The organism is Micromonospora sp. WMMD998, from assembly GCF_029581235.1.
In the GTDB taxonomy this organism is placed as follows: domain Bacteria; phylum Actinomycetota; class Actinomycetes; order Mycobacteriales; family Micromonosporaceae; genus Micromonospora.
Window position 1 is genome coordinate 5,964,087 of the sequence record NZ_CP120740.1, and the last position, 21,102, is coordinate 5,985,188.

Below are 21,102 nucleotides of genomic sequence, written 5' to 3' on the forward strand. Positions count from 1 at the left end.
GGGGTCCCAGAGCGTCACCGCCGCCTCCCCAGCGCCGCGCCCACGCCGGCGGCCAGCAGGGCCGCCGCGCCGGCCGCGAGCGCGCCGACCGCCGCGTACTGCCGGCGGACCCGACGACGGACCTGCGCGTACGGGGTGGTGGAGAACGAGACCAGCTCGTACTGGGAGACGTAGCGGCCGGGCAGCGCGCGTTCCAGCGCGTGCTCGACCGTCTTGCGGGCCCGGAACACCGGGGAGGCGACCTTGTCCCGCATCTCCACGAAGTTGGCGAGCGCCATCCGGGCGATCGCCTCGGCGTCGTCCTGGCGGCGGCGCTGGAACAGCGGCAGCGCGGCGGCCCACTCGTCGTCGCACTCGTCGAGGCAGCGGTCCAACTCGACCACGTCCTCGAACGCGCAGTTCGCGCCCTGGCCGTAGAACGGCACGATGGCGTGCGCGGCGTCGCCGACCAGGCCGACCGTGCCGGCCACCTGCCACGGCGTGCAGCGCACCGTGCCGAGCACGCCGACCGGGTTGTGCCGGTAGTCGTCGACCAGGTTCGGGGCGAGCGGCACCAGGTCCGGGTAGTGGGCGGCGAAGAACCGCTCGATCGCGGCCGGGCTGCTCAGCGACGCGAAGCTGCGGGTGCCGTGGGTGGGCCAGAAGAGCGTGCAGGTGAAGGAGCGGTCCGGGTTCGGCAGCGCGATCATCATCGAGGTGCCGCGCGGCCAGATGTGCAGCGCGCCCGGGTCGAGGGCGAACTCCCCGCCGACCGGCGGGATGGTCAGCTCCTTGTAGCCGTAGTCGAGGAAGTCCAGGCTCTCGCTCAACCCCCCGTACGCCAGCAGTTGCCCACGCACCGCGGAGCCGGCGCCGTCGGCGCCGAGGACGACCGACGCGGCGGCGGTGGTCTTGCCCTGCGGGGTCTCGAACGTCATCTCCCCGCCGACCGGGTCGAGGCCGACCAGCTTGTGGTCGAACGCGATCCGCACACCCGGTAGCGCGACGGCGGCGTCGAGCAGCGCGTTGTTGAGCGCGCCCCGGCTGATCGAGTTGATCGCCCGGTCGCCGGAGACGCTGTACGACTGGAACTGCGGCTCGCCCGCAACCGGGTGGACCATCCGGCCGCGCATCGGCAGCGCGTCCGCCATCACCTGCTCGTCCAGGCCGATCCGGCGCAGCGCGTCCAGGCCGCGCTCGGAGAGGGCCAGGTTGATCGAGCGTCCCCGTTCGGCGACGCCGCCGCGCGGGTCGGGCCGCCGCTCGTAGAGGGCGACCGGGTAGCCCCGCCGGGCCAGGAAGCAGGCCAACAGGCAACCGGCCAGCCCGGCCCCCACCACCGCGATCTCGTCGCGTCGCGTGCTCATCGGCCCTCCTCCGGCGAAACCGTCGCGGCCAGCGCCTCGGCCACCCGCCAGCAGTCGTGGTACGTCGAGTAGAGCGGCACCGGGGCGAACCGGACCACGTCCGGCTCCCGGGCGTCGGCGATGACGCCATGCTCGTGCCGCAGCCGCTTGGTCAGCTCGTTCGCGCTGCCCGTGCCGATGCGGACGGAGAGCTGGCAGCCGCGGCGGGCCGGGTCGCGGGGCGTCACCACGGTCAGCGGCCGGCCCGGGGTCACGTCGTCGAGCAGCCGCTCCAGCCAGGCGGTGAGTCGCAGGCTGCGCTCCCGCAGCGCCGGCATGCCGACGGAGTCGAACAGTTCCAGCGAGGTGCGCACCGGGCCCATCGCGAAGATCGGCGGGTTGGAGATCTGCCACGCCTCCACGGTGGCCGGCGGGCGGGACACCGGCGTCATCTCGAACCGGGTGGCCGCCTCGGTGCTCCACCAGCCCTCGAAGCGGGGCAGCGACCGGTCGCCGAGGTGCCGTTCATGGACGAAGACGCCGCCGAGCGCGCCCGGGCCGGAGTTCAGGTACTTGTAGGAGCACCACGCGGCGAAGTCGACGTCCCAGTCGTGCAGCGCCAGCGGCACGTTGCCGGCCGCGTGCGCCAGGTCCCAGCCGACGACCGCGCCGGCGGCCCGCCCGGCGGCGGTGATCGCCGGGATGTCCATCAGCTCGCCGGTCAGGTAGTTGACGCCGCCCAGCAGCAGCAACGCGACCGTGTGCCCCTCGGCCGCCAGGAAGTCGGTGACGTCGGACGTGCGCAGGGTGTCCTCGCCCGGGCGGGGCGTCAGCCGCACCACCGTGGCGTCCGGGTCCAGGCCGTGGAAGCGGGCCTGGCTGCGCACCGCGTAGCTGTCCGAGGGGAACGCGCTGTCCTCGATGACGATCCGGGTGCGGTCCCCGGCCGGGCGGTAGAAGCTGACCATCAGCAGGTGCAGGTTGACGGTGAGGGAGTTCATCACCACGGTCTCCGCGGGTGACGCGCCGACGAGTCGCGCGGCCGGGGCCGACAACAGCTCGTGGTACGGCAGCCAGGGCCGCTCCGCCTCCAGGTGGCCCTCGACGCCCAACCGGCGCCAGGCGTCCAGGTCGGCGACGAGTTCGTCCCGGGTGGCCCGGGGTTGCAGGCCCAACGAGTTGCCGGCCAGATAGGCCGCCTCGGGGTAGCGCCCGCCGTCGGCGGCCGGCACGTGGAACAGGTGCCGGTGGCCGGGGTCGGCGGCGTCGAGCCGGTGGGCTTCGTTCTCGGGGATGTTCATCGCCTGCTCTTTCGCCTCACATCGCGGTACGGGCGGACCACAGCTCCGGGAAGACCACCCGGGCCATGCTGCGCTGCAACCATGCCAGCCCGGCCGAGCCGCCGCTGCCGACCTTCGCGCCCATGGCGCGCTGCACCGCCTTGACGTGGTTCCACCGCCAGTCGCCGAACTGCTCGGCCACCTCGGTCAGCGCGTCGCCGAGCATCCGCAGGTGGTTGTCCGGCCCGCTGTCGCCGTAGACGCGCACCCAGGCCGCCTCCACGCCCGGATGCGACTCGTGCTCGGCCGTCACGTCCCGCTCCAGCAGCTCGGCCGGCACGTCGAAGCCACGCCGGGCAAGCAGCGCGACCACGTCGTCCCAGAGGCTCGGCGTGGCCATCGCGGCGGTCAGCTCCGCGTACACCTCGGTCTGCCGGCGGAACGGGCGGATCAGCGCCGGGTCGCGCAGGCCGAGCAGGAACTCCAGGTGCCGGTACATCGCGGACTGGAAGCCGGACCCCTCGCCGAGGCGGTCGCGGAACCGGTTGAAGTCGGCCGGGGTCATCCACCGCAGCCCCTGCCAGGCGGCGTTGAGTCCCTCCAGGTGCAGCGCGGCGCGGCGCAGCGGCGGCAGCGCGTCCCAGACCCGGTCGGCCCGCAGCTCGCGCTGGGCGTGCCGCAGCTCGTGGCAGGTCAGCTTGAAGTACAGCTCCATGATCTGGCTGACCATCAGGAAGGACATCTCGCCCGGGTCGTCGCTGAGCGGCTGCTGAAGCCGGTGCAGCGTGCTGGCGTGCACGTAGGCGTCGTAGGGCACGCGCTCGGCGAACTCCAGCGTCGGCTCGCCTCCGTTGCGCTCCGCCCGGGCCGCCCGCTGCTCCGGGGTGGCCGGGCGTACCGCCGTCGTGTGTTCCACCGTCTTCTCCGTCCGTGCGGGGTAGATGCCATGATCTCGCTGGTGGACGGGCGAATGGAATGCCTGTTCAACGGGGGTAGAGTGGTCTGACCTCATGAGCTGAAAGCATCTCGGGACGCTGACTTCACGGAAGAAAGGTTCCCGCGTGGACGACATGGACTGGGCGTTGCTGCGCGAACTCCAGGCCGACGCCCGGCTCTCCTACAGCGAGCTGTCCCGCCGGGTGCACCTGTCCCCGCCGGCGGTCGCGGAACGGGTCCGGCGGCTGGAGGAGTCCGGGGTGATCACCGGCTACCACGCGCACGTCGACCTGGCCCGGGCCGGGCGGACCGTGCTCGCGTTGATCCGGATGTCCTGTTACGGCTCCCGCTGCATCCTCAACGACCCGCAGGTGGCGCAGTGGCCGGAGATCATGGAGATCCACCGGATCACCGGCGACGCGTGCAGCATGCTCAAGGTCGCGGCCACCTCGATGGGCGAGTTCGAGGCGGTGATCGACCGCCTGGCCCCCTACGGCCAGCCCTCCAGCACGATGGTCCTGTCCACCCCGCTCACCTGGCACCCCGTGGTGAAAGGCGGGGGCCCCGCTTAACGCCTGCGGTAGAGGAGGGGGCCCCTGTTAACAGCCCCGCTGACCGGGAAGGCAGCCCTCGCTGCCCGTCAGTGGGTCCGGTGCGCCATCGCACCGGGAGGGGGGAACCATGCGAGGGCTCCTGTCACATCGCGCGCTGTCGTCCGTACTGGGCCTGTTGGGCCTGGTCGCGGCGTTCGTCCTGACCACGGCCGCACCGGCCCGGGCCGGGCAGAACGTGTTCATCGAGGTGACGCCGAACAGCGTCCAGGCCGGTTCCCGGGTGAGCCTGCGAGCCGGCTGCGACACCAACAACGACCGTCAGGCGCAGGTCACCTCGGACGCGTTCGGCCGGGTGACGCTGCGCTCGAACAACGGCTTCCTCACCGGCTCGGTCACCGTGCCCGGCAACAAGGCACCCGGCGACTACCCGGTGAACCTGGACTGCGCCAACGGCGCCACCGCCTCGACCATGCTCACCGTGCTGAACATGTCGCAGCCGAGCAAGGGTCCGGCGACCGGCGGCGGAGGCACCGCGGAAGGTGGCCGGGGCACCGGCTCGCTGCTGCTGGTCGGCGGTCTGGTGGCCGTGGCCGTGGTGGCCGGGGTGAGCGCCCGCCGCAAGACCGGTAGCCGCGTCTGACGGGGTGCGGCCATGGCCCACGCACCGCGCCGCGGCGGGACCGGCGGTCGCGGCCGGCAGCACCCCGACCGACCGCCGGCGAGCCGGTCCGGGCGGCTCCGGGCCGCGCTGCGACTGGCCTCGGGCGCCGCGCGCCGGTTCGGCCACACCGCCGGGCACGCCTTCTCGGCAAGCGTCACCACCGCCGACCCGACGGCCCGCCCGGTCGCGGCCCGCACCACCACGACCACCACCCGCCGGTACGCCCCGGGGCGCGGCCCCGGCGTACCGGTGCTCGTGGTGGCCGGGCTGATGGCGCTGATCGTGGCGATGTTCGGGGTGGAACGGGTGACCGGCGTCAGCATGCTGCCCGACCGGATCGTCGCCGGCCTGCGCCCGCCGCCGAAGAAGTTCCCGGTGCTGCCCGCCAGCCCGCCGACCGACCTGACCATCGGCCGGCTCGACCTGAAAGCGCCGGTGCACCGGGTCGGCATCGCGCCCGACGGCAGCATCGCGGTGCCGGACGTGAGCCGTGCCGGTGAGGTCGGCTGGTACGACCAGGGGCCCACCCCCGGCCAGTACGGCCCGGCGGTGCTCGTCGGGCACGTCGACACCACCACCGGCCCGGCCGTCTTCCACGGGCTGCGCGACCTCGACGACGGCGACCGGATCGAGGTGACCCGCGAGGACCGTTCGGTGGCGGTGTTCGAGGTGACCTCGATCGAGCGGTACGGCAAGGAGAAGCTGCCGGTGCAGGAGGTCTACGGGGACTTCAGCCGCCCCAACCTGCGGCTGATCACCTGCGGTGGGCGCTGGGTGGGCGGCGAGACCGGGTACGCGGACAACCTGGTCGTCTATGCCGCGCTGGTCCAGGCGCGCTGACCCGGGCCGCGCGGTCGTGCAGGCCGCGCCGTCGTTCAGGCCGCTTCGTGTTCGGGCTCGCGCAGGTCGAGCCAGTCCGCCCAGCGCGGGTCGGGGGCGCGGTGGCCGAGCACCCGCCAGGCGTTGCCCTTCGGGGCGGCCGGCAGGTGGTGCAGCCGCCAGCCCAGCTCGGCCGGGGTCCGGTCGCCTTTGGTGTGGTTGCAACGGGCGCAGGCGGCGACGACGTTCTCCCAGGCGTGCCGGCCGCCGCGGCTGCGCGGGAAGACGTGGTCGATCGTCTCCGCCGCCCCCCGGCAGTAGGCGCACCGCCAGCCGTCCCGGGCGAAGATCGCCCGGCGGGAGAGCCCCACGTGGGTGCGGTAGGGAACCCGGACGTAGCGGGTCAGCCGCACCACGGAGGGGATCGGGAGCGTGTTGCGCGCGCTGTGCAGAATGCCCTCGCCGTCGGCCACGCAGACCGCCTTGGCGGAGAGGACGAGGATCGCGGCACGACGCACCGACACGACACACAGGGGCTCGTAGGTGGCGTTCAGAACGAGTGCACCGGAGCCCGCCGTGGGTCGTATGTCAGGCATCGCGCTCACCCTCCCGGTCCAGCCGCTCCCGCCACCACCACGGGCGGGACCGCCCCGCACACCGCGCGGAACGGCCCCGACGCCGGCGGGAACACCGACGTCCGTTGGGCCAATAGTCCCTGATCGCGCCCCGGATTGCACGTACTAATCCGGGGTACCCACTTCGGGGCTGACCCGGGCGTGCCAAGATGACCGGTTCACTCCGCCCGAGCGGCGGACCGGACCGGCGGGTCCGCGGTGGACGCCCACCGCCGATGGGGTACGAAAGCACGGTGAACGTCTCCGACCTGATCGCCGCCGTGCTCTCCGCGATCTCCGACCGGCGCCCCGACTGCCAGGGCAGCAGCTCCTGCGAGTTCCTGTACCGGCTGACCGGCTCCGCCTGGTTCGCCGAGAGCAGCTACTGGATCCTGCTGAAGCCGCTGCGGGTGGCGCTGATCCTGCTGCTCGCCGTGGTCGCCCGCTGGGCGTTGCACCGGACCATCAACCGGTTGGTGCGCACCACCACCCAGGGCGCGGTGCCGACCATGCTCCGCCCGCTGCGGGAGCGGATCCCCAGCGCCACGCTCGACCCGGAGCAGTTCGTGCCGGAGCGGCGGCGGCAGCGCGCGGAGGCGATCGGGTCGGTGCTGCGCAGCATGGTCACCGCGTTCGTCTTCGGCATCGCGTTGCTGATGGTGCTCAAGGAGTTCAGCTTCGACCTGGCCCCGCTGCTGGCCAGCGCCGGCATCGCCGGGGTGGCGCTCGGCTTCGGCGCGCAGAGCCTGGTCAAGGATCTGATCGCCGGCCTGTTCATGCTGATCGAGGACCAGTACGGCGTGGGCGACACGGTCGACCTCGGCGAGGCGACGGGCGTGGTGGAGGGGGTGGGCCTGCGGGTGACCACGGTGCGCGACGGTCGGGGTGTGCTCTGGTACATCCGCAACGGCGAGATCATCCGGGTCGGCAACAAGAGCCAGGGGTGGGCACTCGTCGTGGTGGACCTGCCGATCGGCTTCGCCGGCACCGAGGAGGCCACCGCGGTGCTCCGGACCGCCGCGGCGTCGGTGGCGCTGGACCCGGAGCTGTCGCCGAAGATCGTGGAACAGCCGGAGGTGCTCGGCATCGAGCAGGTGACGGTCGACGGGTCGGTGATCCGTACCGTGGTCAAGACCACCGCGGACGGGCAGTTCACGGTCGGTCGCGCGCTGCGTCGCCGGCTGGCGGAGGCGTTGGAGAACTCGGGGATCACCGCCCAGATCGCGGCGGCCCGGCTCTATCCCGGGCTGCCGCCGCAGCCCCGGCCGGAGGGGACGGGCCCCGACGCGGCCTCCTGACCTCGCGGCGGTACGGACGTTCGCCGGGGGTCGCGTGCCGCACGGCCCCTCGGGTATCGTCCTTTCGGTTCAGTCGGAGATGCGACGATCGATCCGTTCGCCCTAGGCACCCGTCAGACGATCGGGCAGAATCCGGTGCACGCACTCCACCGGGGAGTGCGCTTCGTGTCCTCGCTGATCGACCGATCCGACGACGGTTCCCGGTCGGGCCATCACAAGTGGTCGACCCGGAACGATGGAGGCGACGGTGTCCGACGAGCGGCCCGCTCAGGAGAGCCCGGCCACCTTCCGTGACGTGTTCGGCCAGTCGGAGTTCCGCGCGCTCTTCGCCGCCAACGTCCTGTCCTGGGTCGGCGACTATCTCGCCAAGGCCGCGGTCACCGTGCTCGTGCTGCACGAGACGCAGTCGGTCGCGCTCTCCGCCGCCGCCTTCGCGGCCAGTTACCTGCCCTGGCTGATCGGTGGCCCGCTGCTGTCGGCGCTCGCCGGGCGGCACCGCTACCGCCGGGTGATGGTGCTCTGTGACCTGATCCGGATGGCGCTGATGGTGCTCGTCGCCATGCCGTTCATGCCGGCCTGGGCGATCATCGGCCTGATCTTCCTGGCGACGCTCGCCAACCCGCCGAGCCAGGCGGCCCGCTCGGCGCTGCTGCCACACATCCTCACCGGCGACCGGCTGGTGGTGGGCCTCACCGCCTCCACGAGCGCGGTGCAGGCCGCCCAGGTCGTCGGCTACCTGGCCGGCGCGACCATCGCGGTGTTGAACCCGAGCACCGCCCTGCTGATCAACGCCGGCACGTTCGCGCTGTCGGCCGCGCTGGTCCGGTTCGGCCTGCGGGACCGCGCCCCGGTGATCGCCGAGGCGTCCCGCAGCCACCTCCTGCGGGAGACCGCCGAGGGTTTCCGGATCGTCTTCGCGCGGCCGGTGCTGCGCGCCATCGCGGTGCTGGTGTTCAGCGCCATGGTCTTCTCGATCGTCCCGGAGGGGCTGGCCGCCGGCTGGGCCGCGGAGCGGACCGGCGGCGGCATGGACGCCGGCACCGCCCAGGCGGTCATCATGGCCGCGAACCCGGTGGGATACGTCCTCGGCGGGCTGGTGATCGGGCGGCTGGTCGGTCCGGCCCGCCGGCTGGCCCTGATGCCGGCGCTGGCGGTCGCCGCCCCCGCGGTCCTCGTGCCCGCGCTCCTCGATCCGCCGCCGACCGTGGTGGCCCTGCTGGCCGGCGCGTGCGGCTTCGCGGTCGGCGGGATCCTCCCGTTGTCGAACAGTCTGTTCATGCAGGCGCTGCCGGACATCTACCGGGCCCGGGCGTTCGGGGTGATGGCCAGCGGCACCCAGATCATCCAGGGCGCCTCGGTGTTGGCCACCGGCGCGCTGGCCGAGCGGTTCCCCATCCCGACGGTGGTCGGTTTCTGGAGCGCGGCCGGCGTCCTCCTCATGCTCGTCGCGGCGATCACCTGGCCCCGTCCGGCGACGATCGAGGCGGCCGTCCGGAGCGCCCGGGCGGAGTCGGTGGTCGGGAGCCCGCACCCGCCGCACCGGGGGCCGGGGGCGGACGACCGGGGGCGGGAGCCCGCCCGACGCCGGCACGCGGTGACGTGACCACCACCGCCCCGCAGGCGGACGCGGACGGCGGGTCGCACCTGGCAGGATGGACGGGTGACTTCCCCAGGCGAGTCGATGACACTCTTCGAGGCGATCGGCGGTGAGCCCGCCTTCCGCAAGCTGGTCGACGAGTTCTACGCCGGCGTCGCCGACGACCCGTTGCTGCGGCCGATGTATCCGGAGGAGGACCTGGGCCCGGCGGCGGACCGGCTGACCCTCTTCCTCATCCAATACTGGGGCGGCCCGCGGGACTACTCGGATCAACGCGGGCACCCGCGGCTGCGGATGCGGCACGCCCCGTTCCGGATCGGCGCCGCCGAGCGGGACGCCTGGCTGCGCCACATGCGGCAGGCGGTGGCCACGTTGGACCTGCCGCCGCAGCTCGCCGCCACGCTCTGGGACTACCTGGAGCGGTCCGCCTACTTCATGGTGAACGCGGAGGACGACCCGGCCGCCGGCTGACCGGCGGCCGGCGCGCTCAGAGCAGGGCGCCCTCGTCGTGCAGCCAGTCGACGAACGTGGTGGCCACCGCGGCGCCGCAGTCGAGCATCTCGACCAGCAGCGCGTCGTGGGTGCCGGCGCCGAGCGGCACCTGGAGCTCGGCATAGATGGGCAGTTGGCCACGCTCGGTCGGGTCGCCGATGTACGCCTTGCAGAACCGTCGGGTGTGGTTCCACTCGTTGACCACGCGGTAGGCCCGGTCGGCCCAGTCCGGCGGCACCGTGGCGTGCGGACGGGCCCGCATCACCAGGATCTCGTCCTCCGGGCCCTCGAGCGCGACGAGCACGGCGTGTCGCTCCCACATGGCCAGCAGGTTGCCGTCGCCGTCGGCGAGGTAGCGAACGTCGAGCAGGTCGAGCGCGTCACGGACCCGGCACAGGGTGACCGGAGCGACGGTGGCCGGCATGTCGGTGATGACCTGTCGGTCGGGTGCCGCCGCGTCGTCCCCCGGCTGGCGTGGGGTCGGTGGCCCGACCCGGAAAGGTTCGTCCACTGTGGTCCCGCTTCGAGTTTCCGGATCGCCGCCACCGGCGGGACCGGGGCGCCATGACCACCACGGCATCGCTCGCGCACCTCACTCCCCAGCGGATCCACTCGCCTACGGTGCGTTGGATCCGAGGATGGACGGTACCCGGACAGCCGGCAGGAGGCACCCCCCCAACGGCCGCCCCAGCCCGGAAGAACGATGTCGGGTCATCCGTTCGGATGAGCCCGAGTAGGCGTGAGTGCAAGATCCGCGACGGTACGCGACCACGCCGCCCCGTACGGCCCGATCAGCCCGACCCAACGGCCGACCGTCCGCACCTGAACGTCACCGGCCCCGACGAAACCCATCCGCACCACGCCCTGCACCAACCGCTGCGACACCTCCACCGGCGTACCCGGTTCCTCGTCCGGGGTCACCACCACCGCGACGTGGTCCAGCAGCGCGTCCCGCAGCACCCGCTGGCCGACCGCCCGGCCGGCCACCCCGTGCGTGACCGCCTCGCGCAGCGTCCCGGCCGCCGCGTCCGCGATCCGGAGCAGCTCCGCGCCGGGAAGCACCTCCACCGGTCGGCTGGCCGGCGGCGGCAGCGGCCAACGCCAGCCGTCGTCGCGGCGTCGCGGCAGCGTCGGGCCGCCGGCGGAGAGTTCGGCGAGCAGTTCCCCGGCGGCGACCGTGGCGTCGCCCGGCGCGTCGCCGGGCACGGTGCGCACCACGAGCACCCCCCAGGGCAGCCGCGCCCAGAGGGCGGTGCGGCCGGTGTCCGGCACCGGCCGCAGCCGGACCAGCGCGGCCGGGTCGAGCCGGACCAGCCGGGCGAGGAAGGCGCCCGCGTCGGCCACCCCGGTCAACCCGTGCCCGACCCCCGGCCCGGTCATCCGGTCAGCCCGGGGGCGTAGCGGAGCAGGAAGGCCCGCTCCTCCGGGGAGATCCGGCGCAACCGCTGCGCGGACAGGTCGAACGGCACGAGCACCGACCGGGCGGTGCCGGCCAGCGTGTCCCCGTCGTACATCTCGTAGGCCACCGCGAAGGACCCGGCCCTGATCTCGTCGACCCAGAGTTCGATCCGCACGGTCGGCGCCGCGTCCGCACTGGCCCGGCCCAGCGCGTAGTCGACCGGGCGCAGGTAGTCGACCTCGTGCCGGCGGATGACCACGCCGTCGGCGAACGAGCCCACCCCCCACGCCCGGCCGCCGGCGAACATCATCGCCACCCGTGCCTCCTCGTAGAGCGTGAGGACGCGGGCGTTGTTGACGTGGCCGTAGGCGTCCAGGTCGGACCAGCGCAGCGCGCAGTGGTAGACAAACCGGTCAGACAAGGTTCAGCACCGGTCAGTCACGGGTGAGCTTGCGGTAGGTCACCCGGTGCGGGCGGGCCGCCTCGGCGCCGAGCCGGTCGATCTTGTTCTTCTCGTACGCCTCGAAGTTGCCCTCGAACCAGAACCACTGCGACGGGTCCTCGTCGGTGCCCTCCCAGGCCAGGATGTGCGTGGCGACCCGGTCCAGGAACATCCGGTCGTGGGAGATGACCACGGCGCAGCCGGGGAACTCCAGCAGCGCGTTCTCCAGGCTGGAGAGCGTCTCCACGTCCAGGTCGTTCGTCGGCTCGTCGAGCAGGATGACGTTGCCGCCGATCTTGAGGGTCAGCGCCAGGTTGAGCCGGTTGCGCTCGCCACCGGAGAGCACCTTGGTCGGCTTCTGCTGGTCCGGCCCCTTGAAGCCGAACGCGGCGATGTACGCCCGGGACGGCATCTCGACCTTGCCCACCATGAGGTGGTCCAGCCCGTCGGAGACGACCTCCCAGACGCTCTTGTCGCCGGCCAGGCCCGCCCGGTTCTGGTCGACGTAGGACAGCGACACGGTGGGGCCGACCTTGACCTCGCCGCCGGTCGGCTGCTCCAGCCCGACGATGGTCTTGAACAGCGTGGTCTTGCCGACGCCGTTGGGGCCGATGATGCCGACGATGCCGTTGCGCGGCAGCGAGAACGACAGGTCGTTGATCAGCACCCGGTCGCCGAACGCCTTGGTCAGGCCGTGCGCCTCGATGACGGTGCTGCCCAGACGCGGGCCCGGCGGGATCTGGATCTCCTCGAAGTCGAGCTTGCGGGTCTTCTCCGCCTCGGCGGCCATCTCGTCGTAGCGGTCCAGGCGGGCCTTGGACTTGGTCTGCCGCGCCTTGGCGTTCGACCGGACCCACTCCAGCTCCTCGGAGAGGCGCTTCTTCATCTTGGCGTCGCGGCGTCCCTCGACGGAGAGCCGGGCGGCCTTCTTCTCCAGATAGGTGGAGTAGTTGCCCTCGTACCCGATGGCCCGGCCGCGGTCCAGCTCCAGGATCCAGCCGGCCACGTTGTCGAGGAAGTACCGATCGTGGGTGATGGCCAGGACGGTGCCGGCGTACTTGGCCAGGTGCTGCTCCAGCCACTGCACGCTCTCCGCGTCCAGGTGGTTGGTGGGCTCGTCGAGCAGCAGCAGGTCGGGCGCCTCCAGCAGCAGCTTGCACAGCGCGACCCGGCGACGCTCGCCGCCGGAGAGCGTGGTCACGTCGGCGTCCGGCGGCGGGCAGCGCAGCGCGTCCATGGCCAGTTCGAGCTTGGAGTCGATGTCCCAGGCGTCGGCGTTGTCCAGCTCCTCCTGGAGCCGGCCCATCTCCTCCATCAGCTCGTCGGAGTAGTCGGTCGCCATCTGCTCGGCGATCTTGTTGAACCGCTCCAGCTTCGCCTTGGTCTCGGCGACCGCCTCCTCGACGTTGCCGAGGACGGTCTTGGCGTCGTTCAGCGGCGGCTCCTGCGCCAGCATGCCGACGGAGTAGCCGGGCATCAGCCGGGCCTCGCCGTTGCTCGGCCGGTCCTGCCCTGCCATGATCTTGAGGAGGCTGGACTTGCCGGCGCCGTTCGGGCCGACCACACCGATCTTGGCGCCCGGCAGGAAGTTGAGCGTCACGTTGTCGAGCACGACCTTGTCGCCGTGCGCCTTGCGCGCCTTGTCCAGGACGTAGATGAACTGGGCCACGGTGCGGGCTACCTCCGTCGGTTGCGATCGTGGGCTGGCGGGGTGCGGGCGCGGGCTTCGACCTCCACCCGCCGCCGCCGGCCGGGAGCCGGCCGCACGCACGCCATCGTCAATCCTGACAGGTACGGGCGGCGACGCCCACATCACCCCACCCCAGCAGAGGTACGGCGTGGCGGGAGTTGCTCGGTGAGGCGTTGCCGAAGGACTGGCCGACCCTCGACCTGTGACAACACGGGTGTCGGCAAGATCACCAACAGGATTCGGCGGGCTCGGGGCGGGTAGAGGAGTCCGGCACGGGGGATCAGACGCCGCAGCTACGCTCAGTACGCTCATCGCGGTGGACCCGTCAGCACCCGGAGGTGGCCGATCGTGACCGTCCGTAGCTCCTTTGTCGTAGTGGCCAATCGCTTGCCGGTCGACGAGGTGAGCACCCCCGAGGGTCGGCAGTGGCGGCGCAGCCCGGGTGGCCTGGTGACCGCGCTGCACCCGGTGCTCGCCGAGCACAAGGGCACCTGGGTCGGCTGGGCCGGTGGCACCGGCGCCGCGCCCGAACCGTTCGACCTGGAGGGCATCCGGCTGCACCCGGTGCCGTTGAGCGCCGAGGAGCTGGAGCGCTACTACGAGGGCCAGTCGAACGCGACGATCTGGCCGCTCTACCACGACGCGGTGGAGACACCTGCCTACAAGCGGCGCTGGCGCGAGGCGTACCGACTGGTCAACGCCCGGTTCGCGGAGGCCGCGGCGGACGTGGCGGCCGAGGGCGCCACGGTCTGGGTGCAGGACTACCAGCTTCAGCTCGTCCCGTCGATGCTGCGCGAGCTCCGGCCCGACCTGAGGATCGGCTTCTTCCTGCACATCCCGTTCCCGCCGATCGAGCTGTTCATGCAGATGCCGTTCCGGGCCGAGATCCTGCGCGGCCTGCTCGGCGCGGACCTCGTCGGTTTCCAGCAGCGGCTGGCCGCGCAGAACTTCGTCCGGCTGGCCCGGCACCTGCTCGGCCTGCGCTACGAGGGGCAAATGATCCAGGTCGACGGCCGGCAGGTGAAGGCCGGCGCGTTCCCCATCTCGATCGAGACCCGGGAGATGGAGCGGCTGGCCGAGGACCCGGCGATCCAGGCCCGGGCCAAGCAGATCCGCGAGGAGCTGGGCAACCCGAAGACGATCATCCTGGGCGTCGACCGGCTCGACTACACCAAGGGCATCGAGCTACGACTCAAGGCCTTCCGCGAACTTCTTGCTGACGGAAAGTTGACAGTTCCGGACGCGGTTATGGTGCAGGTCGCCACGCCCAGCCGTGAGCGCGTGGAGCACTACCAGGCACTTCGGGTGAAGGTGGAACGCGAGGTTGGCCGGATCAATGGCGAATTCGGCCGGGTCGGCGTGCCGGCGGTGCATTACCTCCATCAGTCGTACAGTCGCTCCGAACTGGCCGCGATGTACGTCGCGGCCGACGTGATGATGGTGACCCCGCTGCGAGACGGAATGAATCTGGTGGCCAAGGAGTACGTCGCATCGCGCGCCGACCAGGGCGGCGCGCTCGTGCTCAGTGAGTTCGCCGGCGCTGCCACCGAGCTGCGCCAGGCGTTCCTGTGTAATCCGCACGACCCGGACGCGGTGAAGGACGCGCTGCTCCGGGCCGTGCACATCGAGAAGCCCGAAGCCCGTCGTCGGATGCGCGTCATGCAGCGCCATCTGCGCAGCCACGACGTGGGCCACTGGGCCAAGTCCTTCCTCAGCGAGCTCGGTGTCCCCGATACGGAGGCTGCGTGACCCCGCCCGCCGCCGCCACCGCACCCGGTGGCGTGCTCGACCCGGAACTGCGCGCCGCCATCGGCCGCATCGCCCGGATCCCCCAACTCCTGGTGGCCTGCGACTACGACGGCACGCTGGCGCCGATCGTCGAGGACCCGACCAAGGCCGTGCCGCTGCCCGAGTCGGTGGCCGCCGTACGCGCCCTGGCCTCGCTGCCGCAGACAAGCGTGGCGGTGGTCTCCGGCCGTGCGCTGCGCGACCTGGCCACCCTCTCCCGGCTGCCGAGCGAGGTGCACCTCGTCGGCAGCCACGGCTCGGAGTTCGACATCGGTTTCGTCGAGCGCCTCACCCCCGAGCTGATCGCGGTCCGGCACCGGCTCCGCCAGGAGCTGCGGGACATCGCCGCCGCCTACCCGGGGGTCCGCCTGGAACGCAAGCCGGCGAGCGTCGCCGTACACACCCGCGGGGTCGATCCGCAGATCGCCGCCGCGGCCGTGGAAGCGGTCCGCAACGGCCCCGCCACCTGGGACGACGTCACCGTCACCCAGGGCAAGGAGGTGATCGAGCTGTCGGTGGTGGCGACCCACAAGGGCACCGCGGTCGACCAGCTCCGCACCCAGCTCGCGGCCGGCGCGGTGCTGTTCATCGGCGACGACGTCACCGACGAGAACGCGTTCGGTAACCTCCAGGGGCCGGACGTCGGCATCAAGATCGGCCCCGGGGACACCCAGGCCGACTACCGGGTGGCCGAGCCGATCGAGGCGGCCCGCGCGTTGGGGCTGCTGCTGGAGACCCGGCGGCACTGGCTCTTCGGCGAGCGGGCGGTGCCGATCGAACGGCACTCGATGCTCGCCAACGGGCGTACGGTCGCTCTCGTCACCCCGGAAGCCAAGATCACCTGGCTGTGTCACCCGAAGCCGGACTCGGCGGCCATCTTCGCCGACCTGGTCGGTGGCAGCCCGGCCGGGCACTTCACGGTCGGTCCGGAGCGCGGCGGCATCCCGCTGGGACAGCGCTACCGCAGCAACACCATGACGGTGGAGACCCGCTGGTCCGGCCTGACCGTCACGGACTGGCTGGACCTGCCCGTCCGGCAGACCACGCCGGACGACCCGGCCGTGGTCAGCGGCGACTCGACCCTGGTCCGGGTGCTCAGCGGCACCGGTCGGGCCCGCGTCGAGTTCGCGCCGCGCCCCGAGTTCGGCCAGGTCGCGGTGCAGCTCCAGCCGCTCGACGACGGGCTGCTGGTGCTCGGCTCCAACGAGCCGGTCGCGCTGCACTCCCCCGGCCTCGAGTGGGAGGTCACCAACGACGCCGGGTACGAGACCGCGAAGGCGGTGGTGGACCTCTCCGCCGTCGGCGGGCAGGTGGTGCTGGAGCTGCGCTTCGGCACGCAGAGCCTGGAGCCGCACCGGGTGCCGATCCACGAGCGGCAGGCCGCCGCCGAGCAGCCCTGGAAGGACTGGGTGGCCTCGCTACGGCTGCCCGCCACCGCCCGGGACCTCGTCGCCCGCAGCGCGCTGACCCTGCGCGGGCTCTGCCACGAGCCGACCGGTTCGATCCTCGCCGCGGCGACCACGTCGCTCCCCGAGGAGCTGGGCGGGGTCCGCAACTGGGACTACCGCTACTGCTGGCTGCGGGACGCGGCGATGACCGCCCGCGCGCTGGTCGACCTCGGCTCGACCGAGGAGGCCGAGGGGCTGCTGCGCTGGATCGACGGCGTGGTGGAACGCACCGGCGGGCACCCGGAGCGGCTGCACCCGCTCTACACCGTCGACGGTTTCGAGCTGGGCGCCGAGGCGGTCATCGACACGCTGCCCGGCTACGCCGGCTCCCGGCCGGTCCGGGTCGGCAACCTCGCCAACCACCAGCTCCAGCTCGACGTCTTCGGCCCGGTGGCCGACCTGATCGCCGCCGTGGCCGACGCCCGCGGCTCGGTCCGGGACGACGAGTGGCGGGTGCTGGAAAACATGGTCGAGGCGGTACGCCGCCGCTGGCACGAGCCCGACCACGGCATCTGGGAGGCCCGCCTCCCACCCCGGCACCACGTGTTCTCCAAGGTCATGCTCTGGATGACTGTCGACCGGGCGCTGCAGGTGGTGCGGCAGCACGGCGGCGAGGACCGGCCGGAGTGGGTCGAGCTGCGCGACCGGATCGGGGCCAACGTGCTGGAGCACGGCTGGCACCAGGACGTGGAGGCGTACAGCGTCGCGTACGGGCACGACGAGATGGACGCCTCGTCGCTCTGGATCGGCCTGTCCGGCCTGCTTCCCGGTGACGACCCGCGCTTCCTCTCCACCGTGCTCAGGATCGAGGCGGACCTGCGCAGCGGCCCGGTGGTCTACCGCTACCACTGGGACGACGGCCTACCCGGCCGGGAGGGCGGCTTCCACATCTGCACCGCGTGGCTGATCGAGGCGTACCTGCGCACCGGCCGCCGCACCGACGCCGAGGAGCTGTTCGCCCAGATGGTCGACACGGCCGGGCCGACCGGCCTGCTGCCGGAGCAGTACGACCCGCTGGCCGAGCGCGGGCTGGGCAACCACCCGCAGGCGTACAGCCACCTCGGGCTGGTCCGCTGCGCGCTGCTGCTGGACAACATGCTCAAGCAGTGAGCCGAGCACGGCGCGGCCCGGGACCGTCACGGTCCCGGGCCGCGCCGCGTTCACCGGGTCAGCGCGTCCACCACGTCACCGACGACCACGATCGCCGGTGGGCGGAACGCGGCGGCCTCGACGTCGGCGGCGACCGCGGCGAGCGTGGACCGGAGCGTACGCTGCGCCGCCGTGGTGCCCTCCTGGACCACCGCGACCGGGGTGTGCGGCGGCTTGCCGTGCGCGACGAGCGTGGCGGCGATCGCGGCGAGGTTCTTCAGGCCCATCAGGATCACCAGGGTGCCGCGCAGCCCGGCCAGTGACTCCCACCGGACCAGCGAGGCCGGCGCGTCCGGCGCGACGTGGCCGGAGACCACCGTGAACTCGTGCGCCACCGCCCGGTGAGTCACCGGCACCCCGGCCACCCCGGGCACCGCGATCGCGCTCGTCACCCCGGGCACCACGGTCACCGGCACGCCCGCCTCGGCACAGGCGAGCAGTTCCTCGCCGCCCCGGCCGAAGACGTACGGGTCGCCACCCTTGAGCCGGACCACGACCTTGCCGGCCCGGGCGCGGTCCACCAGGATGCGGTTGATCTCCTCCTGGGCGCGCGACGGCCCGTACGGGATCTTCGAGGCGTCGACCAGCTCGACGTCCGGCCGCAGCTCGTCCAGGAGCAGCCCGGGGACGAGGCGGTCGGTGACCACCACCTCGGCCTCGGTGAGCAGCCGCCAGCCCTTCACGGTGATCAGCTCCGGGTCGCCCGGCCCCGCGCCCACGAGCGCCACCCGCCCGCGGGAGGTGTTAAGCGGGGCCCCCTCCTCTACCGCAGGCGTTAACAGGGGCCCCTTCCTTGCGTCGAGGAGGGTGCGGATGGCGTCGCGGACGCGCGTCGCGCGGCGGGGGTCGCCGCCGCCCAGGACGGCCACCGTCACCGGGCCGTGGCGGGTCACGGCGGGCGTCCACGCGCTGGCCGCCACCCGGTCGTCGGCCCGGACGCAGAAGATCCGCCGTTCCGCGGCGGCGGCGCTGACCGCCGCCGCGGCGGACCGGTCGTCCACCGCCACCTGCACCAGCCAGGCGCCGTCCAGGTCACCGGCGGCGAACCGGCGGGGCTCCCAGCGCAGCCGCCCGGCGTCGGCGTGCGCGCGCAGCGCCGGGGTCAGCTCGGGCGACACCAACAGCACGTCCGCGCCGGCGTCCAGCAGCGCGGGCACCCGCCGGGTGGCCACCGCTCCCCCGCCCACCACGACCACCCGCCGGCCGGCCAGCCGCAACCCCAGCGGGTACGGGCTCGGCCCGCTCACTTCTCGGCCACCCCGGCCGCGTCGAACGTGGCCACCTCGTGCAGCACCCGGACCGCCCCGGTGACCACCGGCAGGGCGAGCAGCGCCCCGGTGCCCTCGCCGAGCCGCAGCCCCAGGTCGATCAGCGGGTCGAGGCCGAGGTGCCGCAGCGCCACCGTGGCGCCCGGCTCGGCGCTGCGGTGCCCGGCCACCATGGCGCCCACGGCGTCCGGCGCGAACGCGGCGGCGGCAAGCGCGGCGCTGACCGCGATCACGCCGTCGAGCAGCACCGGCACCCGGCGCGCGGCGGCGCCGAGGATCAACCCGGCCAGCGCGGCGTGCTCCAGCCCGCCGACCGCCGCGAGGACACCGAGCGGGTCGGCCGGGTCGGGCGCGTGCCGGTCCAGCGCGGCCCGCACCACGCCGACCTTGCGGGCGTACGTCCCGTCGTCCACCCCGGTGCCCCGGCCGGTCGCCGCCGCCGCGTCCACGCCGGTGAACGCGGCGACGAGCGCGGCGGCCGGGGTGGTGTTGCCGATGCCCATGTCACCGGTGAGCAGGATGCCCGCGCCGGCGTCGACCAGCTCGCCGGCGATCCGGATCCCGGTCTCCACCGCCGCCCGGGCCTCGTCCCGGGTGAGCGCGGCGGTGACCGTCAGGTCCCGGGTGCCGGCACGCACGTTCGCGGCCACCAGGCGCGGCCCGGCCGGATCGGCGGGCGTCGCGACGAGATCGGCGGAGAGCGCGGCCGGGCCGGCGGGCGGGCCGGTCAGGTCGCCGCCACCGGCCGCCGGGTCGGCGGGCGCGAGCGGGGTGGCCACGCCGACGTCCACCACGGTGACCGAGGCGCCGGCCTGCCGGGCGAACGCGTTGACCACCGCGCCGCCGGCCAGGAAGTTGCCGATCATCTGGGCGGTGACCTCCTGCGGCCACGGGCTGACGCCCTGGGCGTGCACGCCGTGGTCACCGGCGAAGATCGCCACCGCGGCCGGCCCGGGCAGCGGCGGCGGGCAGGACCCGGCCAGCCCGGCCAGGCGCACCGAGAGCGGCTCCAGGGCGCCGAGCGAGCCGGGGGGCTTGGTCAGCCGGCCCTGGAGCTCACGGGCCGCCGCCATGGCGGTCTCGTCCAGCGGCCGGATCGCCGCGACGGTGGACTCCAGCATCATGCCTCCAGGATCTGTGCCAGCGTGTCGATGAGCGCGTCGGTGGTGGCCGGGTCGCGCACCGCGATCCGGAGCCAGTCCGGCCCGAGGCCGGGGAACGTGTCGCCCCGGCGTACCGCCCAGCCCCGCTCGCGCAACCGGTCCCGCACCCTAGCGGCACCGGGGATGTGGATCAGGACGAAGGCGCTTGCCGGGCGCCCCGCCACGCGTACCCCGGGCAGGCCGGACAGCCGTTCCACCAGGTGGTCGCGGTCGGCGGCGAGCGCGGCGGCGAACGCGCGTTCGGCCGCGACGGCGACCGGCGCGGCGCAGGCGGTGGCGGCGGCGAGCGCCGGGGTGGAGACGGCCCAAAGCGGCTGGGCGGTGGCGAGCCGGGCCAGCAGCCCGGCGTCGCCGAGCAGGTAGCCGATCCGCAGCCCGGCCAGCCCCCAGGTCTTGGTGAGGCTGCGGACCACCACGAGGCCGGGCAGGTCGCGGCGGGCGGAGAGCGACTCGGGCTCGCCGTCGACGCCGGGCGCCACGGTGGTGTCGGCGAACGCCTCGTCCACCACGAGCACCCGACCGGGGCGGGCCAGCGCGGCGATGGTGTCCGCCGGGTGCAGCACCGACGTCGGGTTGGTGGGGTTGCCGACCATGACCAGGTCGGCGTCGGCGGGGATCCGGGCCGGGTCGAGGCGGAACCCGTCCGCCGGGTCGAGCAGCACCCGGTCCACCCGGTGGCCGGCGGCGCGCAGGGCGGCCTCCGGCTCGGTGAACTGCGGGTGCACCACGACCGGGTGGCGGGCGTCGCGCAGCGCGCGGGCGATCAGCACGAAACCCTCGGCCGCGCCGGCGGTGAGGAGTACCTCCTCCGGGGGTCGCCCGTGTCGGTGACCGACGGCGGCGCGGGCGGGCCGCGGGTCCGGGTACGCGGCCAGTTCGCCGAGCGCGGCGGTGAGCGGGTCGGCCAGCCAGTCGGGCATCGGCGCGCGGCGCACGTTGACGGCCAGATCCACCAGGCCGGGCGTGGCCTCGGCGTCCCCGTGGTGGCCCAGATCGGGCTCGGGGGCCTCGGCGGGCGCGGCGGTCCCGCCCTGCGCGTTGGGCTCGGCGGGCGTCTCCGGCGCGGCGACGGTCCCGGTCGGTGTTGCGGGCATGACCGCGATCCTGCCGGGAAGCCGCCGCCCGGGACAGCGCATCCCGGCGTGCGTCGCGTCACGACCCACCCGTTTATGAATTCTT

19 protein-coding genes are annotated in these 21,102 nt (G+C 73.4%); 8 read left to right on the top strand and 11 right to left on the bottom strand.

Annotated elements, in window-relative coordinates; genetic code table 11:
- Window positions 1-14 precede the first annotated feature (14 nt).
- The 3 genes from O7619_RS26910 to O7619_RS26920 are packed head-to-tail and all read right to left on the bottom strand — an operon-like array spanning window position 15 to window position 3,521.
- The gene (locus tag O7619_RS26910; RefSeq protein ID WP_282284166.1) at window positions 15-1,346 is read right to left on the bottom strand and encodes an NAD(P)/FAD-dependent oxidoreductase; all 1,332 of its coding nucleotides are present in this window, start codon (window positions 1,344-1,346) and stop codon (window positions 15-17) included.
- The gene (gene kynU / locus O7619_RS26915; protein WP_282284167.1) at window positions 1,343-2,626 is read right to left on the bottom strand and encodes a kynureninase; all 1,284 of its coding nucleotides are present in this window, start codon (window positions 2,624-2,626) and stop codon (window positions 1,343-1,345) included. The genes O7619_RS26910 and kynU overlap by 4 nt, the downstream gene beginning before the upstream one ends.
- Before the next feature lie 16 nt (window positions 2,627-2,642).
- The gene (locus O7619_RS26920) at window positions 2,643-3,521 is read right to left on the bottom strand and encodes a tryptophan 2,3-dioxygenase family protein (RefSeq protein WP_282284168.1); all 879 of its coding nucleotides are present in this window, start codon (window positions 3,519-3,521) and stop codon (window positions 2,643-2,645) included.
- Window positions 3,522-3,666: 145 nt separating this feature from the next.
- On the opposite strand from O7619_RS26920, the gene O7619_RS26925 reads away from it, so the two are divergent.
- The 3 genes from O7619_RS26925 (at window position 3,667) to O7619_RS26935 (ending at window position 5,596) form a co-directional block, all read left to right on the top strand.
- Window positions 3,667-4,113 carry an Lrp/AsnC family transcriptional regulator gene (locus O7619_RS26925; protein WP_282284169.1) on the top strand — a complete coding sequence of 149 codons (447 nt, stop codon included), beginning with the start codon at window positions 3,667-3,669 and terminating at the stop codon, window positions 4,111-4,113.
- Window positions 4,114-4,222: 109 nt separating this feature from the next.
- The gene (locus O7619_RS26930; protein WP_282284170.1) at window positions 4,223-4,735 is read left to right on the top strand and encodes a hypothetical protein; all 513 of its coding nucleotides are present in this window, start codon (window positions 4,223-4,225) and stop codon (window positions 4,733-4,735) included.
- Window positions 4,736-4,747: 12 nt separating this feature from the next.
- Complete coding sequence (locus O7619_RS26935) at window positions 4,748-5,596, top strand: class F sortase (RefSeq protein WP_282284171.1); 849 nt, start codon at window positions 4,748-4,750, stop codon at window positions 5,594-5,596.
- A 35-nt stretch (window positions 5,597-5,631) separates the two neighbouring features.
- Here O7619_RS26935 and O7619_RS26940 read toward each other — a convergent pair whose 3' ends face one another.
- Window positions 5,632-6,171, bottom strand: a complete 540-nt coding sequence (locus O7619_RS26940; protein ID WP_282284172.1) for an HNH endonuclease — start codon at window positions 6,169-6,171, stop codon at window positions 5,632-5,634.
- Window positions 6,172-6,425: 254 nt separating this feature from the next.
- On the opposite strand from O7619_RS26940, the gene O7619_RS26945 reads away from it, so the two are divergent.
- The 3 genes from O7619_RS26945 to O7619_RS26955 all read left to right on the top strand — a co-directional run bounded on the left by O7619_RS26945 (window position 6,426) and on the right by O7619_RS26955 (window position 9,555).
- Window positions 6,426-7,487, top strand: a complete 1,062-nt coding sequence (locus tag O7619_RS26945; RefSeq protein ID WP_282288960.1) for a mechanosensitive ion channel domain-containing protein — start codon at window positions 6,426-6,428, stop codon at window positions 7,485-7,487.
- Between the two features lie 235 nt (window positions 7,488-7,722).
- Window positions 7,723-9,090 carry an MFS transporter gene (locus O7619_RS26950; protein WP_282284173.1) on the top strand — a complete coding sequence of 456 codons (1,368 nt, stop codon included), beginning with the start codon at window positions 7,723-7,725 and terminating at the stop codon, window positions 9,088-9,090.
- A gap of 78 nt (window positions 9,091-9,168) precedes the next feature.
- On the top strand, window positions 9,169-9,555 hold the full coding sequence (locus O7619_RS26955; RefSeq protein WP_282288961.1) for a globin: 387 nt from the start codon (window positions 9,169-9,171) through the stop codon (window positions 9,553-9,555).
- A 16-nt stretch (window positions 9,556-9,571) separates the two neighbouring features.
- On the opposite strand, the gene O7619_RS26960 is transcribed toward O7619_RS26955, so the two are convergent.
- The 4 genes from O7619_RS26960 to ettA form a co-directional block, all read right to left on the bottom strand.
- The gene (locus O7619_RS26960; RefSeq protein ID WP_282284174.1) at window positions 9,572-10,156 is read right to left on the bottom strand and encodes a YbjN domain-containing protein; all 585 of its coding nucleotides are present in this window, start codon (window positions 10,154-10,156) and stop codon (window positions 9,572-9,574) included.
- Between the two features lie 131 nt (window positions 10,157-10,287).
- Window positions 10,288-10,956 (bottom strand): hypothetical protein, encoded by a 669-nt coding sequence (locus tag O7619_RS26965; protein ID WP_282284176.1) that lies wholly within the window; start codon window positions 10,954-10,956, stop codon window positions 10,288-10,290.
- Complete coding sequence (locus O7619_RS26970) at window positions 10,953-11,396, bottom strand: thioesterase family protein (protein WP_282284177.1); 444 nt, start codon at window positions 11,394-11,396, stop codon at window positions 10,953-10,955. The genes O7619_RS26965 and O7619_RS26970 overlap by 4 nt, the downstream gene beginning before the upstream one ends.
- Window positions 11,397-11,409: 13 nt before the next feature.
- Complete coding sequence (ettA, locus tag O7619_RS26975) at window positions 11,410-13,086, bottom strand: energy-dependent translational throttle protein EttA (protein WP_282284178.1); 1,677 nt, start codon at window positions 13,084-13,086, stop codon at window positions 11,410-11,412.
- A gap of 369 nt (window positions 13,087-13,455) precedes the next feature.
- Between ettA and O7619_RS26980 the strand changes: the two genes are divergently transcribed.
- Window positions 13,456-14,856, top strand: coding sequence for a trehalose-6-phosphate synthase (locus O7619_RS26980; protein WP_281587035.1), 1,401 nt, complete (start codon window positions 13,456-13,458; stop codon window positions 14,854-14,856).
- The gene (gene otsB / locus O7619_RS26985) at window positions 14,853-17,453 is read left to right on the top strand and encodes a trehalose-phosphatase (protein WP_282284187.1); all 2,601 of its coding nucleotides are present in this window, start codon (window positions 14,853-14,855) and stop codon (window positions 17,451-17,453) included. The genes O7619_RS26980 and otsB overlap by 4 nt, the downstream gene beginning before the upstream one ends.
- A 50-nt stretch (window positions 17,454-17,503) precedes the next feature.
- On the opposite strand, the gene cobA is transcribed toward otsB, so the two are convergent.
- The 3 genes from cobA to cobC are packed head-to-tail and all read right to left on the bottom strand — an operon-like array spanning window position 17,504 to window position 21,017.
- On the bottom strand, window positions 17,504-18,739 hold the full coding sequence (gene cobA / locus O7619_RS26990) for a uroporphyrinogen-III C-methyltransferase (protein WP_282284189.1): 1,236 nt from the start codon (window positions 18,737-18,739) through the stop codon (window positions 17,504-17,506).
- Window positions 18,736-19,881 (bottom strand): nicotinate-nucleotide--dimethylbenzimidazole phosphoribosyltransferase, encoded by a 1,146-nt coding sequence (locus tag O7619_RS26995; protein WP_282288962.1) that lies wholly within the window; start codon window positions 19,879-19,881, stop codon window positions 18,736-18,738. The genes cobA and O7619_RS26995 overlap by 4 nt, the downstream gene beginning before the upstream one ends.
- Window positions 19,881-21,017 (bottom strand): Rv2231c family pyridoxal phosphate-dependent protein CobC, encoded by a 1,137-nt coding sequence (gene cobC, locus O7619_RS27000; RefSeq protein WP_282284190.1) that lies wholly within the window; start codon window positions 21,015-21,017, stop codon window positions 19,881-19,883. Before cobC ends, O7619_RS26995 begins: the two co-directional genes overlap by 1 nt.
- Window positions 21,018-21,102 lie beyond the last annotated feature (85 nt).

Excerpts from the sequence above, each read along its gene's own strand:
- O7619_RS26910 (WP_282284166.1), bottom strand. The coding sequence starts at position 1,346 with ATGAGCACGCGACGCGACGAGATCGCGGTGGTGGGGGCCGGGCTGGCC.
- O7619_RS26945 (WP_282288960.1), top strand. The coding sequence starts at position 6,426 with ATGGGGTACGAAAGCACGGTGAACGTCTCCGACCTGATCGCCGCCGTG.
- kynU (WP_282284167.1), bottom strand. The coding sequence starts at position 2,626 with ATGAACATCCCCGAGAACGAAGCCCACCGGCTCGACGCCGCCGACCCC.
- O7619_RS26995 (WP_282288962.1), bottom strand. The coding sequence starts at position 19,881 with ATGCTGGAGTCCACCGTCGCGGCGATCCGGCCGCTGGACGAGACCGCC.
- O7619_RS26960 (WP_282284174.1), bottom strand. The coding sequence starts at position 10,156 with ATGCCGTGGTGGTCATGGCGCCCCGGTCCCGCCGGTGGCGGCGATCCG.
- O7619_RS26940 (WP_282284172.1), bottom strand. The coding sequence starts at position 6,171 with ATGCCTGACATACGACCCACGGCGGGCTCCGGTGCACTCGTTCTGAAC.
- cobC (WP_282284190.1), bottom strand. The coding sequence starts at position 21,017 with ATGCCCGCAACACCGACCGGGACCGTCGCCGCGCCGGAGACGCCCGCC.
- O7619_RS26935 (WP_282284171.1), top strand. The coding sequence starts at position 4,748 with ATGGCCCACGCACCGCGCCGCGGCGGGACCGGCGGTCGCGGCCGGCAG.
- O7619_RS26930 (WP_282284170.1), top strand. The coding sequence starts at position 4,223 with ATGCGAGGGCTCCTGTCACATCGCGCGCTGTCGTCCGTACTGGGCCTG.
- O7619_RS26955 (WP_282288961.1), top strand. The coding sequence starts at position 9,169 with ATGACACTCTTCGAGGCGATCGGCGGTGAGCCCGCCTTCCGCAAGCTG.
- O7619_RS26965 (WP_282284176.1), bottom strand. The coding sequence starts at position 10,956 with ATGACCGGGCCGGGGGTCGGGCACGGGTTGACCGGGGTGGCCGACGCG.
- O7619_RS26950 (WP_282284173.1), top strand. The coding sequence starts at position 7,723 with ATGGAGGCGACGGTGTCCGACGAGCGGCCCGCTCAGGAGAGCCCGGCC.